The following is a 17,962-nucleotide window of genomic DNA, read 5'->3' as shown; positions in this document are numbered from 1 at the left end:
CTATGAATGCTCCATCTCTTTCCCCACCAACCCTTGGTATGATACTCAAGGGGTACCCCCGCATATCAGAGACCTTTATCTCCAACGAGATACTCCTGCTCGAACAACTTGGTATTCCGATCAGGATATTTTCCATGCGCCTGCCAAGGGAGTCTTTTTGCCATGATTCGGTAAAACAAATTAAGGCCAGGGTCGACTACCTTCCCACAGACCTTTTCCTTGATTTTCAGAGGCTACTTTTGCAGACAACCCTGTATGCGGTCAACAATCCGGCACGCTTTCTTGAAGTACTCAAAAAAGCAGGGCAACGGTTTGAGCGTACGCGAAGCCTTGGGACCCTCAAACACTTGATGCAGGGCTGCTACCTGACCCATCACCTGTTGGCCAAATCTCCGGAGGTGGTCCACCTGCACGCACACTTTGCCCACTCCCCCTCTTCGGTGGCTCTGTTTTCCAGTATGCTCAGTGGCCTGCCGTTTAGTTTCACCGCGCATGCCAAGGATATCTACACCTCAAACCCTAATCAGCTGCGGGAAAAAATAGAACTAGCTTCAATGGTCATGACCTGTACCAGGCACAATGTCGACTATCTACGGTCCCTTGCGCAAGAGACGCCCACACCAATCCACTGCGTGTACCATGGAATCGACCTGGACCTTTTCACTGCCACAGTAAAAAAGGCTCCCCCTGCCCCTCCCTATAAAATTCTCACCATTGCCCGACTGACCGAAAAAAAAGGTATTCCCCATATCCTGGAAGCGCTGCAACTACTGAAAAAAAAGGGGATCTCTTTTACATTCACCTTAATTGGTGATGGAGACGACAAAGAGCAGGTCATACAGCAGATCTGCGCAAGCGGCCTGCGCAAGCAAACTCGCTGGCTTGGTACCATGCCCCATGCAAATGTTATTGAAGAACTCAAAGCTGCTGATGCTTTTGTCCTTGGGTGCAAAATTGCTAAAAATGGTGATAGGGACGGTATTCCCAATGTCCTGGTCGAGAGCCTGGCAATGGGGGTTCCTGCAGTGGGTACTGATATTTCGGCCCTGCCTGAGATATTAATCACTGAACAAACAGGCTTGGCAGTGCCGGCAAAAAGCTCGACAGCCCTTGCAGATGCCCTGTTACGTATCCTGCAAGACACACAACTGCGTAGCCGCGTCACACGTGAAGGAAAAAAACATGTGCAAGCCCATTTCGACAATAAAGCCCTGATTAGACAACTGGCAGCACTGTACAGAGAGGCCATGCCGCAGTTAGGGTCTGTAACGAAATAAATGAGCCGGTTGATTGACTGCCTTTTCGCCCAATCTCTTCGTTATGTCACAGTTATTTTGGTACAACACCTTAGCAACAACCTTTTAAAATCTATCCGCTTTGTAGTATTTACGGTTTACGCCTGCTTACTGGAGCTGACATGTAATGCGCATTGCTTTTTACGCACCATTTAAACCGCTGGATCATCCCACGCCTTCAGGGGACCAGATGATAGGCAGAGGTATATATGCAAGCTTATGTAGCCAAGGCCACCAGGTTTTTATTGTCAGCAAATTGCGATGCCGCTGGATCTACTGGAACCCCAGCCATATCCTCCAAGCCCTTATCGAAATAAAAAAAATTATCCACCGTTTACAAAAAGAACCGGTGGATTGCTGGCTCACCTATCATTGCTACTATAAAGCGCCTGATATCGTTGGGCCGACGGTTACTAAAAAGCTCGGTCTGCCCTATATTATCTGCCAGGGGAGTTATGCCACAAAATTTCGCAGACAGTTCCACACCATCCCAGGCTTTATCCTCAACAAAAAAGCATTATTACAGGCAGATCTCCATATCAGCGATCGCTATCACAACCTGGTCGACCTGCAAAGGATAGTGCCCCCGCATCGACTAACCTATGTGAAGCCTGGTTTAGAACCGGCACGTTTTCGTTTTGATAGAGATTCCCGGCACAAAATGCATACACAGTGGCAAACCAACAAAATGCCCGTTATTCTAACAGCGGCCATGTTTCGCGCCGATGTCAAGAGTAAGGGGATAGCCTGGGTGATTGAATGCTGCGGCAAGCTTCGTAAACAAGGTTTTTCATTTCAACTCGTCATTACAGGAGATGGCCCGCAGAAACAGTACCTGCACCAATTGGCACGACAGCACCTGGCTGATAGCGTCGTTTTTACAGGCGCGTTCAAACACGAGCAGATGTATCAAGTCTATTCCGGAGGTGACATTTTCGCCTTTCCCGGTTTTCGCGAATCGCTGGGCATGGTATTTTTAGAAGCACAGTCGTGTGGTCTGCCTGTTGTAGCCTGCGACAATGGTGGAATTCCAGAAGTGGTGATCCATAAAAAAAGCGGCTTACTTTCTCCGGTCACCGACAAAAATGCGTTTACAGCCAATATCAAAACCCTGCTGACAAACCAGCAGCTGCGCCGACAGATGGGTAAATATGCTGCTCAGCGCGTCAGGCAACATCATGATAAAGAAAAAAATTATGGAACAATGGGCTCCCGCATCCAGGATGTTGTCCGGCAAAACCATCCACATCTTGCTTCGCCATGAAAACTGATTCCACACAAATAGGTTTAATTCGACATTCCATGACGCTCTGGAACGAAGAAAAAAAAATCCAGGGACAACTGGACAGCCCTCTTTCCTCCAGAGGAAGAGCAATGGCCGAGACATGGGGAGAAACGCTGGGGGCCTTGGGGTGGCAGCGAATCATCTCCAGTGACCTGGGTCGAGCCAAAGACACTGCCGCAATTATCAATCAACAATTGCACATTCCCTGCAGTACTGACGGTCTTCTCAGAGAACAAGATTGGGGTGCATGGACAGGGCTTACCTTGGCCGAAATCAAACAACAGGACAAGGCTCTTCTCAAAGTAGCTCAAAAAAAGGGATGGCAATTCCGGCCCCCAGGAGGAGAATCACGCCAAACAGTTCTCAAGCGCAGCTTAGAAGCGCTCAATCAAGCAAGCCAAACCTGGCCAGGGCAGCGAATGCTTATCGTGTGTCACGAAGGCGTTATAAAATGTTTACTCTATCACCTTTGCGGCCGCGCCTTTTTGCCTGAAGAACCGACTATTCTCAAAAAATACCACCTTCACATCCTTGCAATGCATAATTCAGCGCTTGCCCTTACCCACCTTAATCATTTACCACTTTCAGCCTGAAGCACCATGCGTATTTTAGTATACTGCCAACATGTGCTCGGTATTGGCCATCTTGTCCGAACTTTTGAGATACTCAAGGCTTTAAAAGGACACCAGATCACCCTGCTTATTGGTGGCGCAGAGATAAACTTGGCCCCTCCTGAGCATGTCACCACTGTTCAGCTCCCACCGCTGATGATGGACGCTACCTTTTCCACCCTCTCCCCCCCCACCGGTGAACCACTTGAGAAAATTAAAAAGCAGCGGCAAAAAATTATCGGTAATTGCTTGCGTGAAGTCCAACCGGATATCCTCCTCATAGAGCTTTACCCCTTTGGCAGAAATGGTTTTCATTTTGAAATTGCCCCACTGCTCGAGCAGGCGAAACAGGAACTTCCTTCCTGCCTCATAGCTTCAAGCGTTCGTGATATACTTGTGGAAAGAGACAACCGAGTGAAATTTGAGCGACGGGCAGTGGAAAGGCTCAACCATTTTTTTGATTTGCTGCTCATCCACAGCGACCCTGCTGTCATCCGCCTGAACGAAACCTTCAGCCGAATGGCCGATCTCAAGATACAAACTGTTTATACTGGGTATGTGCATCGCCCGCCCAAGCAAGAAAAAAGCGTACAGAAAACAACGCCGGCCCTGCCTCTGATAGTTGCCAGTGCCGGCGGCGGAAGTGTTGGCTATGCCTTGTTGGAAGCAACACTCAAGGCGCATACGCTCCTTGCGAGTCAATCTCCATCCATCCTGAACCTCTACACAGGACCGTATCTGGAACAGGAGAAGCAACAGAGGTTGATAAAACTGGCGGGCGACCATGCCCGGATAGCCACCTTCTGTGATGACCTGCCTGCAGCGCTTCGACAAGCAGCCCTCTCTGTTTCCATGGGCGGCTATAACACCACCATGGATGTGGTTGCAGCCGGTTGTCCAGCGCTCATTTATCCTTTCAACCAAAACCATGAGCAACGACTCCGTGCTGAACGGCTCCAACACTATGTGCCAATCACCCTGCTTGAGGCAAAGGATCTGCTGCCGCCTGTTCTTGCCCACCACATGCACGAGGCCTTGCACGTTCCATCGTCCCCGTCAAAACAACCGGCAATGGACGGAGCTAACCAGACAGCGCAAACATTACTGGCAATGGCCAAAGGCAAAAAAGAAACCCTATGAAAAATCTCCCGGCACCGCTTTGGACAGCCCCTCTTCCGCTGAACACCGAAAAAAGCCTGCGTACAATTCTCTCAGCCTATAAAGACACGCCTATTTTTTTTCGTGCAGATGATATCGGTGGAAAAACAGATCCGCTCTTTCATCCGCTGATGGAGCTTTTTCTCACCCACCGTATACCGCTTTGCCTTGCGGTAGTCCCCACCTGGATCGATAGTGCTACCTGGTCTCACTACCAGCAGTACCAACCGCAAAGTAGCCAATGGTGCTGGCACCAGCATGGATACAGCCACACCAACCATGAGCAGGCCGGCAAAAAGGCGGAATTTGGCCGTTCCCGAACTAAAAACGAAGTGAAACAGGATATAGTAAACGGCAAAAATAAACTGGCAAACCTGCTGGGAGAGGCCTTCCACCCCGCGTTTACGCCGCCATGGAACCGATGCTCCTCGCACACATTGGAGACACTTGCGGAACAGCGATTTTACGCAGTTTCACGATCTAAAAAAGCAGCGCCGCTTCCACCTGCGGAACTGCCGGATATACAAATAAACATAGACCTGCATACCCGTAAAGAACAGGACGCTGCAACATCGTGGGAAGCACTGTATGCAGAAATAAACCAGGCAGCCGATTCAGGGATCATGGGAATTATGCTGCATCACCAGCTGATGAACCGACAGGGCTTTGCTTTTCTTGATCTGCTGCTCCGGCTTGTGCAGGAGTACCACCTTCCTGCCTGCACCTTTCAGGATATGAGCAACGAAATTCGATCATCATTTTTTCACTAAACGTCAAGATCCGGGATCTGGAAACGTATATTCTCCTCCTCTCCTTCCAGCTCGGTAACAGGGACATCTTCCTCACCAGCCAAATGCTGAATAACCTCCGTGACCAGATGTTCAGGAGCTGAAGCACCGGCCGTAATACCGACTCGCTCAACACCAGCCAGCCATTCTGACGCTATCTCACCGGCATGATCGATGAGATAGGCAGGAGTTCCCTGCAACTGGGCAACCTCCCTCAATCTGTTTGAATTTGAGCTGTTCTTTGAGCCAACGACCAGCACCACATCCACCTTTTCCGCCAACTTACGGACCGCATGCTGCCGATTTGTGGTTGCATAGCAGATATCTGAACGTTCAGGAGCACTGCTGAGTGGAAATCGCTTGTGGATGGCTTCAAAAATATCTTTGGTGTCATCCACACTCAAGGTGGTTTGAGTGACATACCCGACCATACTCTCATCAGCCACGACAACTTCAGCAACTTCCTCGACCGTCGAAACGACATGCACATTACCGGTGGCATGGCCGCAAGTACCCTCCACCTCAGGATGTCCCTTGTGCCCTATAACCAGGACATCATATCCTATTTTATTGAGCCTGCTTACCCTTCGATGAACCGTTGCCACCAAGGGACAGGTAGCATCAATACTCCGCAGGCCAAGCTTGACGGCTTTTTCTTCAACCGCTGGAGAAACACCATGGGCGCTGAAAATAGCAACCGCACCTTGGGGGATGTCTTCAAGTCGCTCAACAAAAACAGCCCCTTTAGTTCGCAACTCATCAATAACATGGCTATTATGTACTATCTCGTGGAGAACAAACACCGGGGCTCCATGACGCTCAAGAGCTTTATTTACAATGGCAATTGCCCGGTTGACGCCTGCACAAAATCCGCGTGGCCTTGCAAGGAATATTTTCATATTTTTCTATCCAACACTAGTATAAATAATTTTTCTCAATTCAACGCAGTGAAAAGTAGCCATATTTCGATGAAAATGCTACCCTTCAGACAGTACCTACTTTTATAGAAAATGCCAATTTAAGGATATGCTTTCATGAACCTTTTCAATAAAACGTTGCTGCTCGCACTCTGCCTTCCAACCATCCTGGTCACAACCCTTCAGGCCAAACCCATGACCTCGGTAAAAAACACGACCATCCGCGATGAAAACCCAAAAAAGCAGCAATCTACCCTCATCTTACCCTATGCTTTTTCTTCGGATTCCATGGGAACCACGATCGGTGTCGGCGGCATGATGAAAGGCTATGGCCAGGATCAATTGCTGCTGGGCTCAACCGCATTTGGTAGCTTTGATTCCGCAGTCGGTTTGTTTCTCGGCATGTGGGACTACAGGCCCTCCTGGTCACAGCGATTGTTTTTCGGCGCACAGGGAATGGTCGGTCACTATCCGCGGCAGCGAGGCTATAGTGCACCTTTTTTTGAAGAGGGGCAAACCCGGCCGGGCAGTAACGACTCTGATAAAGATGCTTATATTGAAGAAAAGGGGTATGACAACTGGACCGACTTTAGGCTCGAGTACGTTCTTCCCTTGGGAAGCGGTCAGGATAGAGGAATGGTCACCTACAAGTTAAAAAACGGCCTGCTGCAGTCAACGCCGGTGGGTGGTGAAGCATGGAACCCGATGGAAAACGGTATCACAACTCTCCTGCTCAGACAATATAATCGTTATCGCAGCTTTGACACAGACCAGGGGGAACTTGAAGCAACCACCCACCCTGTTCAGCTAGCTGTTAGCTATGATAACACAGACTTCCCCACTAATCCGTCCATGGGGAGCTCACAATACCTGTCTGTTACCCATGATTTTGGGTGGCTTGAATCGCCGGACGACTGGACATTTATAGAGTTTGAAGCGAGCAAATATTTTTCTCTTGGCCCCTCAGAGTATGCCAGACAACGTATTATAGCCCTAAACTTCTGGACCGGCGATGCACCCAGCTGGGAGGAAACAACCAATGCAGACGGTATTACCACAGTGAGCAACCGACCACCCTTTTATGAAGGAGCAAGCCTGGGTGGTTTTTACCGGATGCGCGGCTTTCCACAAGACAGATTTAATGACCGTTCAGTGATTTACACCACTGCTGAATACAGATACACTCTGGATTGGAACCCTCTGGGCAACATCTCGTGGTTACGCTTTCTGCAAAGCGACTGGATGCAGCTGGTTGGCTTTGTCGAAGGAGGCAGAGTGGCCAATGAATATGATCTCTCAGAATTATTTCAAGACTGGAATGTAGACGCAGGGGTTGGCCTCCGCTGTTTGTTTGCCGGCTCAGTAGCCAGACTTGATGTAGCAGTATCAGACGAAGGAACAAACATGTGGGTCATGTTTGGCCAGCCCTTTTAAACTGCAGTCCGAATCTTTTCTAATGCATGTTATTCAACCAGGTAATGTGACTGCAACGGCATAACATTCAATAAGGGAAACATATGGAAAGGCTGCCCCCCCTGCCGTTATCAAAATCCATTGAGATCGCCTATAAATCGATTAAGGTGCGTTTTTTTCGCAGCCTAATCACCACAACCAGCCTGGTGTTGGCGGTTGCTTTTCTCTGCTATATTCAAGTCTGCAACAATCTAGCCAATGCTCTTTTTCTGACCGGCGAGCCTACGGCCCTCCAGGCCCTTGTCAAAGCCGGCTTTGACATCACCCCCCAGACAACAGCCATAGGTGAAGATGCCAAACAACAGTGGATAGTTGTCCTTTCCCTCCTGGTTTGCGTGGTAGGTATCGTCAATGCCCAGCTTATGGCCGTCACAGAGCGTTTTCGTGAAATAGGTACAATGAAATGCCTCGGAGCTCTGGACCGCGTGGTCCTGCTCCTCTTTTTAATTGAAGCAGCCATGCAGGGGTTTGTTGGAGCCACGACAGGAGCATTGCTCGGCTGTGTTAGTGGGATTCTCAGCTCCCTGTCTTCTCTGGGAACCGCCTTGTTTGATTCGTTTCCACTGCAAACACTGCTGCTCACCATGCTCAAAGCTACCCTCACAGGCTGCCTGCTCAGTCTGGTTGGTGTTATTTATCCGGCCATTAAAGCAGCGCGTATGGAACCTGTGGAAGCTATGCGGGTGGAACAATGACACCTCTTGCAAAAATATACTTAAACTGTACACACCCGCTTTGCTCAGTGTCCGGTAACCTTTACCTGTAACGAGTATTATGCAACACTCTATCGTCCGAACCACTGACGTCAAAAAAAGTTTTCAGCTTGGCAAACACCAGCTGGAGGTACTTAAAGGTATCAGCCTGACCATCTCAACCGGCCGCTATATCTCCATAATGGGCCCTTCAGGATCCGGCAAGTCTACCCTGTTCAACATGATAGGCGGTCTGGACAAACCTACCTCCGGAAAAGTCTTTATCGATGAAGTTGATATTGCCCAGTTGGACGCCTATGAGCTGGCCTGGTTACGGTGCCGTAAAATAGGGTACATTTTCCAGACTTTCAACCTCATCCCCGTAATGACGGCCCTGGAAAATGTGACGCTGCCCATGACCTTTGGCGGTACGGGAAATGATGAAGCAGTGGAACGAGGTATGGGACTACTCAAGCAGGTCGGCCTGGAAACTCGTTTCAGCCATAAGCCATCGGAACTCTCCGGCGGCCAGCAACAACGGGTAGCCGTTGCCCGCGCCCTTGCCAATGACCCGGCAATAATCCTTGCCGACGAACCCACAGGAAACCTTGATCTCACCACAGGAGAAGAAATCATAGATCTTCTCAAGCAGATGAGTTCAGATCGGGGAGTCACTATTATTTCAGCGACCCACGATTTTAAAATGCTCAACGTATCCGATGAGGTTATCTGGATTCGTGACGGCAGGATTGACAAAATTGAAAAACGTGAAGAATTAAATATCTCTGTAGGCACCATTGATGAGCGTTAACAGCACAGCAAAAACTTGCGACAGCCAAATACGGTTAGTGCCGCTTTCCATGCCACTCTGTATTGCTTCGTTCATTATATCTATACTGTTTTACACTGGAGCAACGTCCGCCTCTCTCCCCCCTTTGCCGCAAGCAGGCAGTTTGCAAACGGCTGTTTCTTTTTTCTCCTCCCTTGGCGATCGATCGACTGCTACTCCCGGTACCATTGCCGCAGCTGAGTATATTGAAAAACGACTGGCTGCAGCTGGCCCGGTGGAATCGGGATATATTGACTTTGCCCTTCCTCTTCGCCGTCACCATGGATCGAAACTCAGCATTGGCAATACCTCCCTTCCTATCCATCCACTTTACTACAATGCCATCACGCCGCAAAACCTATCTCCAGAAGGCGTACAAGGTGATCTAATCTATGTCGGCAAAGGCGAGCTTGGCGATTTTAATGGTTTGGAAGTTGTCGGCTCGATTGTCCTCATGGATTTTGATTCCGGCCGCAACTGGCTCAATGCGGCTTCACTCGGGGCAAAAGCACTGATATATGTTGGGAGCGACGGAGCAACGCGTCCTCAATTTATAGATAAAATCGAGCTCTCCCCTATTCAGTTTCCCTGCTTTTGGGTAAACGAAACAGAACTTGCCGGCTTCCTTCCCGTACAGCTTTCCCCCAAACGTCAACCGCTTGCCCAAGCCGTCACACTTACAAGTTCCATCCAATGGGGGCGAGGCGCAGGACGTAATCTGTACGCACTTTTTCCCGGCACCGATTCAACCAAAAAAAATCAACTCCTTATTGTCGAAGCTTTTTACGACTCTTCAGTTTTTATTCCCGGTTCTTCCCCTGGTGCGGACGAAGCTCTTTCCATTGCTTCGTTGCTCGATCTGGCCGATTTTCTCCATCACAATCCCCCTCAAAGGCCCTTTCTCCTTGTGGCAACCAGCGGTCATAGTCAGGAACTCGCAGGCATGCGGGAAATGATATGGACAGCCAAGGTTGCCTCCAAAGACCTCCGAAAGATGGGGAAAGAAATCAAGGCTGATCAAAAGCTGCGCAGTAGCTACGTTGATACATTGCAGAGTTTTATTGCAGGAAAAACAGAAGAGCTTGATGGCATGAGCCTGCAAGCTGGGTTGCGAGAAACTCTAAAACTCGATATTGACCGTCTTTCAAACGAGTTAATGGACCTTCGCATGGCCGGCGAGACATCTGCGTCAAAAAAACGCATCAAGGTGCTTGCCCAAAAAAGGCTCCTCCTCCGTCAAATCAGCTGGCGCACGAACTTCAACGACCTGAACAAAAACGAGACAACACTCCTTATACCGCTTGCTCAATCGGCAATCGCTACTCACCTTAACGTGCTGTCTGAACTCAACAGCCAGCAAAAAATGCTGAAAAAAAACAGACGATTCCGTTCTCTGCTTGCTGAATTTGAGCCTCGCGCTATCATTTCTCTTCACTTATCGAGCCACGGCAGCGGATTAGGAGCATTTGAACGCGGTTTCATGTACCCGCTTCGCACTAGAATCAATCGAACCGGTGCCTTTCGTGAAATCGATGATGCCCTGCAGCAGGTTGCAGCAGCAACCCCGGCGACCGCACCCATTTTCATATCAACCCTTCGCCCAGACAGGCTTCATCCCTGGCAGGACCTGCTGCCCGATAAGCCGCACTTGGGTGGAGAAGTGAGCTGTCTCGCTGGATTGCCGGGTCTGTCACTCGTCACCACCGGTGATCTCAGGTCAAAATGGGGTACTCCCTTTGACACTGCTGACCATATTGACTGGAGTAAAGCCAGCCAACAGTGGCAATTGGCCAAGTCGCTGATCATGGGCCTGGACGAAGCGGCGGATCTGCCCCTTGGATACATTCGTGACGGCTTTTCCACAGTCTCAGGCAAAGCCGGTCTGCTCCTCCATGGCGAGCTGTTTGCCGAACAACCAGCTCCGGAAACCATGCTGCTCGCCTTCCAGGGACCTGCCCGCTACCACCTGCTTACAGATCTCCAGGGGCAGTTCCTTCTCAAGGGGGTGGCAGATAAAAAACACGTACAGGACAAGGTTATCCTGGAAGGATATAAATTTTCACCTGTGGATGACGGCACCAACTGGGCCATTGACAAAAAACTCACCGGCAAAGCTTCTTATCGAATTAAGATGCAGCGTCAGGCCATGCGTACCGACCTGGTCATGTTTAACTGCAAACAAGTGACCTTCTTTAATCTTCTTGAGCCACGTAGCCTCCGCTACATGACCAAACTACAACTGATTGACGGCCGCAGGGAGGCACCACCGCTACGCTACTGGTACAGCCGTATTGACACCAGGTCCTCGATCATTGCCAGTCTTTTCCTTGAGCCGGGTACACAGATAAAACTGACCCTTTCAGATACGATCCTTAAGAAAAAGATGCTCCTTACCAATTCAGATTCGCTTCATCCGCTGGGACAAGGGTATCTGGTTGACACCCATCCTTCCCTCTATCACACCAACTACCTGACCGCTCGCGACCACTGGGCACTACTCGCGCCCCGAATAGCCAATCTTGAACGCCATGGCATTCATAATGAGCGGATCAAAAATTTACAGCAACAGGGGGTGGCTGCACTTAAAACCGCCCGCCAGGCTCTGCAGGAAAATCAATATCAACTTTTTAGCGAAGCGGCAAACACTTCGTGGGCGCTTGCCAGCCGAGTGTATGAGGATGTAGAAAAGACGCAGAAGGATGTCTTGTTCGGCGTGCTGTTTTACATCGCTCTTTTCGTGCCCTTTGCTTTTTGCATGGAACGTCTCCTGTTCGGCTATGTCTCAATTTACAAACGAATCACGGCCTTTACCCTTATTCTGTGCATCCTCATCGCTCTCATTGCCCAGGTGCATCCTGCTTTTGCTCTGGCCTACAGCCCAACAGTTGTTATTCTTGCCTTTTTCATCATCGGTCTTTCCTTACTGGTCACCATGATCATTCTCCTCCGGTTTGAAAACGAAATGATCCTGTTACAGCGAAGAGCCTCCCATAAACGACCAGTGGAAATTTCTGCCTGGAAGGCTTTTATGGCTGCCTTCTACCTAGGGGTTTCCAACCTGCGCAGGCGACGTCTCAGAACGGCCTTGACGTGTCTGACCCTGATCATCCTGACTTTTACCATCATGAGTTTTACCACTGTCAACACCACGCGCAGGCAAAACAAACTCAATTTTGATGAACAAGGCACCTATCAGGGGGTACTGTTTAAAGACATCAGCTGGACAAAAATGCCAAGGGAGACCTTATCAACATTCAAATCACTGTTTCATGGCCGGGCTTTGGTAGGTCCCAGGGTATGGCTGAGCGCTGAAGACCCGACCCGAGCAGCGCGTATTCAGGTTAATTGGCAGAAAACCCCTTTTCTCGTTCAGGGGCTTACCGGACTCTCCTCCATGGAACCTAAGCTAAGCGGCATTGATTCCATTCTCCTTCAAGGCCGCTGGTTCAACAGTGACGAACCGAATGGGGTTATTATTCCTGCCAGCCTGGCAGAACGAATAGATAGTGATCCTGATAATGCCGATCAGCCGACCCTCAACCTCTGGGGAATGTCTCTCAAAGTAACCGGTATTTTTTCTGAAAAACGCCTTCAAGAATTCATTGATCTTGATGGCGAAATCCTGACTCCGGCTATTTTTCCTTCGGAAAGCATGCGGGAAATGACGGAAGTGGAAAAAGATGCCCTGGAGTCAGGAGAGGATGTACATAATTTCCAAGGTCGCTACCGGCATATAAGTGCCGACCAGGTATTAATTTTGCCGGCCGAAACACTGCTCAGCCTAGGCGGAGAATTAAAAAGCATTGCCCTGACAACACCTCAGCCCATCAGTGATGAAATGCTCACCACCCTGACGGACCGGTTCAACCTGACCCTGTTCAGCAGCGAATCAGATGGGGTTTTTGTCTATAATGCAAGCGACACCATGCAGTATTCGGGTATGCCCAACATCCTTATTCCACTGGTTATATCCATTCTTATCGTCCTCAATACAATGATCAGTTCGGTGTATGAAAGAAAAAAAGAAATCGCGGTCTACACTTCCGTAGGGCTTGCTCCCACCCATGTCTCTTTCCTGTTCATTGCCGAGGCACTGGCCTTTGCCGTGATCTCTGTAGTTCTGGGCTACTTACTGGCCCAAACCAGCGCCGGCTTTCTTGCCGGTACAAGCCTCTGGGAAGGGATTACGGTTAATTATTCTTCCACAGCCGGGGTGGCAGCCATGCTCCTGGTCATGGGAGTTGTGTTGTTGTCTGTTATCTATCCATCAAAGGTTGCAGCCTCCATTGCCATACCTGACGTCAATAAAAGCTGGGTCATGCCCGAAGCCGAGCAAGATGCGCTGACCGTAACCTTGCCCTTTTTAATGCGCTTTCATGAGCATGGGTCCATCTGCGGTTTTCTGCATGCCTATTTCAGCGCCCATCAGGATGTCTCCCACGGTATCTTTTCCACTGGCCCGATCGAGATTATTGATGCTTCAACAATGGAAACTTACGGGCAACACCGGCTCCCAATGGCCGATGACTGTCTCCATCTGCGAGCCAAAGTCTGGCTCGCTCCTTTTGATTTTGGTATCTTGCAGTGGGTTGATCTCAGGTTTTGCCACGCAAAGGAAGGAGAAGATTTTCTTGAAATTAGTGTTACCCTGACCAGAATGGCCGGTGAGTTCGGGGTATGGCGACGAGTCAACAGTGCGTTTATCCATACCCTTCGTAAACAGCTCCTTGTCTGGAGATCGCTAGACAAGGAAGGCCATGCTCAATATGCCAAGGTCCTTGATCAAGGAACAGCACCCGCTACTACCGAGAAAACAGCATGAATGCTTCTCCCGAAACAGCCCCTAAACCTATCCGCCTGCGGGCGGTACTCCTGGGAACGATGCTGGCCGCAGTCATCTGTGCGCTCACCCCGGTCAACAACATCTATAACCAGGCCACACCCTTAGGAGGAGGCCACTTTCCCCTTGCGCCGTTTTACATCCTCCTCACCACATCCTTGCTGGCCGGAATAATCGCCAGAGTCCTGCCCACAGCACGACTCATAACCGGACAGGAACTTTTGGTCGTCTGGATACAAATGGTCATTGCTTCGGGTATTGCCTACACCGGGCTCACTCGAACCTTTTTCATTAACCTGACGGTTCCCTTTCAATTTGCCACCGCTGAAAACAACTGGCAGGAAACGCTTCAACCACTTTTACCCGACCTCCTCTACCCAGGAGAAGGCGCCATCACGGGCCTTTACAATGGGCTTACCAATGGTCGTCGTATGGGCTGGCTGGAAGTCATTTCCAATATCCCGTGGCAACATTGGATAAAACCACTTTTGGCCTGGGGGGTTTTTATTCTGCTCTGCTACACCGTCATGATTGCCCTGATCAACCTGCTTTCCCGACAGTGGATTCACAACGAACGCATGAATTTTCCACTGCTACGGGTTCCACTTCTCATGGCGGAAAATTTTGACAACAATAGTTTACGTTCCTTTTTATTAAACCCCTATCTCCTGTGGGGACTGTCCATACCTGTTACCCTGCATCTGCTCAATGGGCTTAATTATTATTTCCCGTCTGTTCCATCCGTCCCCACCCTGATCCTTGCCGGACCCTATTTCCCCAAGGTGGGAATCCTTTCAGGTTTTATAAAACTTAAGATATATATTTATCCAGTGTTTATAGGTTTTGCCTTTCTGGCTGCCCGCCAGGTTTCTCTTTCCTGCTGGCTCTTCTTTCTAGTCGGCAGCCTGCTCATCGGTCTGCTTGGCGTTCTTGGTTATAATATACCGGCCTCTTCTCTAGGGGTTACCTTTGGCCCTACCCTGGCTCGCCCGGAAGAAACCCAGATGATCGGTGCCTATGGCGTTTTTTTTGTCTTCCTTGTCTGGCTATCAAGGCATCACCTGCAACACATCGTTAAACAGGCCTTTTCCACAGGACCGGTGGCGGTCAACACCGAGTGGTTTTCCATTCGTCTCTCTTTCTGGATAGCAGTGGCCGGGATGGCAGCCATTGTCGGCTGGGCGATTTTTTTCGGTATGCAGCCAACCACGGCCCTGCTCACGGTTTTCGCCTTTTTTATGATCACCTTGGTTGCCTCCAGGATCATATGTCAGGGAGGGCTTGGTTATTTTACCCTTACCGCTGCCCCTCTTGACGGATTACTGGTCATCTTTGGCCCAGCACTTTTCAGCAAGGTCGGTCTGCTGATTGCGGCGGTGGCACAAAAAGTCTTATTTGTCGATCTCAGGGAATCCCTGACGGCCTCGTTGCTCCATGCACGTGAAGTGCATCACAATATGCATAACAGGCGGTTACTGCTCTTCGGAATCGGCCTGACATTAACAACTGCGGTCATGGTTTCTTTCATGGCCATGCTTGCCCTGTGCTATAAATACGGAATACGGGAACTCCAGCTTGAATGGGCAACCCGAACCTCTTTGGGAGTCTATGAGAATATTGTCCGCCTCAACGATACCGGGATAGAAGCCGGTCACTGGGTAAAAATATTTTCCATCGTCGGGGCAGTGGTGATGGGTATCCTGGTCACCTGTTATCACCGTTTTTATTGGTGGCCCATCCATCCCATTGGCTACCTCACCGCCTATTCGTCTGCCATGCGTATCCTCTGGTTTTCTTTTTTTATCGGGTGGATGTGCAATGCGCTGTGTATGCGCTATGGCGGGGTGGTCTTATTTAAAAAACTACGATTCTTTTTCATCGGCCTGATCATAGGCGACCTCTTTATGGGAGGCACCTGGGCCATAGTCGGTTTGTTCGCTGATGGTAGTTATCAGGTCCTGCCTGATTAGCAACAAAAATAGCAAACACCAGTCAACAGGTAAAACAGTCGCATGTATGATGACAAGGAACTAAAAGAATACAGGGATCTGCTCAAGACTCCTGAAACATTTGAAGAGGGCTTTGATTGGAAAACCGTTGTCGGAGCGATTTTCATCGGTTTTCTCATGATGCCCGGTTCCATGTACCTGCAGTTGGTTATCGGATCTGGGATTGGCCCTGCTGCCCGCTGGGTGACGATTATTCTTTTTGCAGAAATTGCCAAAAGGGCACACACGAATCTGCGGCAGCAAGAAATTTTCATCCTCTATTACATGGCCGGGGCTGCATTGGCATCCCCTTTTCAAGGGTTGTTATGGAGCCAATACCTCGTACAGTCTGATGCAGCCAAGATGCTTGGAGTTGCAGAGTTTATCCCCACGTGGATTGCACCTGGTGCCGGCTCGGAATCCCTTCTGCAGAGAACCTTTCTCCACCGGGACTGGCTTATCCCCATCCTGCTTCTTGTGGGTTCACAGATTATCCAAAGGGTCGACCGATTTGGCCTGGGGTACGCGCTATACAGAATTACTTCAGATGTGGAAAAGCTCCCTTTTCCCATGGCACCGGTCGGGGCATTGGGAACCATGGCCCTTGCCGAGTCTACCGAAGAAAAAAAAACAGGATGGAAATGGCGAGTCTTTTCCATTGGTGCGGTTATAGGGCTGGCCTTTGGCGGCATTTATGTTTTGCTGCCGGTTGTGTCCGGCTTAATTTTTACTGAACCGATACGGTTGATTCCCATACCATGGATTGAGTTGACCAGACACACCGAAGAAGTCCTGCCTGCGGTGGCAACAGGCATCCAGTTAGATCTCGGCCTGGTGTTCATCGGAATGGTGCTCCCTTTCTGGGCGGTTATGGGCGGCATGATCGGGTTAATTATCACGATTTTTCTGAACCCGATCCTCTGGGACAAGGGCATTTTGCACCGCTGGCACCAGGGAATGGGTACGGTGGATACCGTGTTTGCCAATAATTTTGATTTTTACATGAGCTTTGGCATCGGGCTTGGACTCGCCATAGGAGTTATCGGCATCTGGTCGGTCATCCGCTCCTTTAGTAAAAGCGGAGCTGAACGGGGGACACTCAAGGACCTCTTCAACCCACCGGCCGGCAGAGGGGATTTCAACTTCTGGATATCCATTGGTATCTATGTTTGCTCCACCCTGTCCTACGTGCTGCTCTGTATGTGGCTGGTGCCCAACTTCCCCTGGATTTTCTTCCTTGGCTATGGCTTTATCTACACACCCATCATTTCTTACATCACTGCCAGGATGGAGGGTATTGCCGGTCAGTTTGTGAGCCTGCCGCTTGTAAGGGAAGCAAGCTTTATCGCCGGGGCTAAATATTTCGGCTACCAGGGAATTGAGATCTGGTATGCGCCGATCCCTATCCATAATTACGGCGAGGCAACAGTCGGGTTCAGGGAAATTGAACTGACAGGCACCTCGTTGCGCGGCATCATCAAGGCAGAACTGGTAGTTTTCCCGGTGGTCATGATCTCCAGTTTACTTTTTTCCCAGTTTATCTGGCGGCTGGCACCCATACCCTCTGCGAGCTATCCGTATGCCCAAGAACTGTGGCATTTACAAGCCCTGAACACGCTTCTGATGCAGACTTCAACACTGGAGGGCAACTCTCTCTTCTTCCAGGCACTGAAGGCGTCCTATGTGTTTTCCGGCCTGGGGCTGGGTTTGGTCATGTATATGATCCTCAGCGTTCTAGGCCTGCCTGTGTTGTTGATTTACGGGGTTGTCAGGGGACTTGGTCAATCAACCCCCCACGGAATTATCCTGGAAGTTGCAGGAGCTCTGCTGGGGCGCTATTATTTCCACAAACGCTATGGCTCCATGTGGCGACAGTATGCACCTGTTCTGCTGGCAGGCTTTGCCTGTGGTATGGGATTGACAGGTATGTTTGCCATGGGATTTGCGCTCATTCTCAAATCGCTGAGCTACATGGCCTACTGAGAAAGAAACGAGTGATGTATTTACCTCGGATTTCTGATCAGTTCAGGCGGTGGCAGGTTCAAAATTTTTGGTAGTAATACTGAACAAGATGGCGCCGCAAAAG

The 17,962-nt window shown here is 49.8% G+C and carries 12 protein-coding genes; 11 read left to right on the top strand and 1 reads right to left on the bottom strand.

What is annotated here, in order from left to right:
• The first annotated feature begins 2 nt into the window (after positions 1-2).
• From JWH17_RS17035 to JWH17_RS17015, 5 genes are all read left to right on the top strand, one after another.
• A complete protein-coding gene (locus tag JWH17_RS17035) occupies positions 3-1,277 on the top strand; it encodes a glycosyltransferase family 4 protein (RefSeq protein ID WP_205223862.1) in 1,275 nt (424 codons plus the stop codon).
• A 145-nt stretch (positions 1,278-1,422) separates the two neighbouring features.
• Positions 1,423-2,559 carry a glycosyltransferase family 4 protein gene (locus JWH17_RS17030; protein ID WP_205223861.1) on the top strand — a complete coding sequence of 379 codons (1,137 nt, stop codon included), beginning with the start codon at positions 1,423-1,425 and terminating at the stop codon, positions 2,557-2,559.
• Complete coding sequence (locus JWH17_RS17025) at positions 2,556-3,173, top strand: histidine phosphatase family protein (protein WP_269755877.1); 618 nt, start codon at positions 2,556-2,558, stop codon at positions 3,171-3,173. The genes JWH17_RS17030 and JWH17_RS17025 overlap by 4 nt, the downstream gene beginning before the upstream one ends.
• Positions 3,174-3,179: 6 nt before the next feature.
• On the top strand, positions 3,180-4,331 hold the full coding sequence (locus tag JWH17_RS17020; RefSeq protein WP_205223859.1) for a glycosyltransferase family protein: 1,152 nt from the start codon (positions 3,180-3,182) through the stop codon (positions 4,329-4,331).
• Entirely contained in the window at positions 4,328-5,119 is a 792-nt protein-coding gene (locus JWH17_RS17015) for a DUF2334 domain-containing protein (RefSeq protein WP_205223858.1), read from the top strand. The genes JWH17_RS17020 and JWH17_RS17015 overlap by 4 nt, the downstream gene beginning before the upstream one ends.
• Here JWH17_RS17015 and ispH read toward each other — a convergent pair.
• The gene (ispH, locus tag JWH17_RS17010; protein ID WP_205223857.1) at positions 5,116-6,036 is read right to left on the bottom strand and encodes a 4-hydroxy-3-methylbut-2-enyl diphosphate reductase; all 921 of its coding nucleotides are present in this window, start codon (positions 6,034-6,036) and stop codon (positions 5,116-5,118) included. The two genes, JWH17_RS17015 and ispH, sit on opposite strands and share 4 nt — an antisense overlap.
• A gap of 135 nt (positions 6,037-6,171) precedes the next feature.
• Here ispH and JWH17_RS17005 point away from each other — a divergent pair, with 135 nt between their 5' ends.
• From JWH17_RS17005 to JWH17_RS16980, 6 genes are all read left to right on the top strand, one after another.
• On the top strand, positions 6,172-7,488 hold the full coding sequence (locus JWH17_RS17005) for a BamA/TamA family outer membrane protein (RefSeq protein WP_205223856.1): 1,317 nt from the start codon (positions 6,172-6,174) through the stop codon (positions 7,486-7,488).
• A gap of 83 nt (positions 7,489-7,571) precedes the next feature.
• Complete coding sequence (locus tag JWH17_RS17000) at positions 7,572-8,222, top strand: ABC transporter permease (RefSeq protein ID WP_205223855.1); 651 nt, start codon at positions 7,572-7,574, stop codon at positions 8,220-8,222.
• 79 nt (positions 8,223-8,301) lie between these two features.
• Entirely contained in the window at positions 8,302-9,030 is a 729-nt protein-coding gene (locus JWH17_RS16995) for an ABC transporter ATP-binding protein (protein ID WP_205223854.1), read from the top strand.
• Positions 9,020-13,870 carry an FtsX-like permease family protein gene (locus JWH17_RS16990; protein ID WP_205223853.1) on the top strand — a complete coding sequence of 1,617 codons (4,851 nt, stop codon included), beginning with the start codon at positions 9,020-9,022 and terminating at the stop codon, positions 13,868-13,870. Before JWH17_RS16995 ends, JWH17_RS16990 begins: the two co-directional genes overlap by 11 nt.
• Complete coding sequence (locus JWH17_RS16985; RefSeq protein WP_205223852.1) at positions 13,867-15,858, top strand: DUF6785 family protein; 1,992 nt, start codon at positions 13,867-13,869, stop codon at positions 15,856-15,858. The genes JWH17_RS16990 and JWH17_RS16985 overlap by 4 nt, the downstream gene beginning before the upstream one ends.
• Positions 15,859-15,900: 42 nt before the next feature.
• The gene (locus JWH17_RS16980) at positions 15,901-17,859 is read left to right on the top strand and encodes a peptide transporter (protein ID WP_205223851.1); all 1,959 of its coding nucleotides are present in this window, start codon (positions 15,901-15,903) and stop codon (positions 17,857-17,859) included.
• The last annotated feature ends 103 nt before the right edge of the window (positions 17,860-17,962 follow it).

This window comes from Desulfogranum marinum (assembly GCF_016918565.1).
Taxonomy (GTDB): domain Bacteria; phylum Desulfobacterota; class Desulfobulbia; order Desulfobulbales; family Desulfobulbaceae; genus Desulfogranum; species Desulfogranum marinum.
This window is presented reverse-complemented; position numbering and strand designations above follow the sequence as displayed.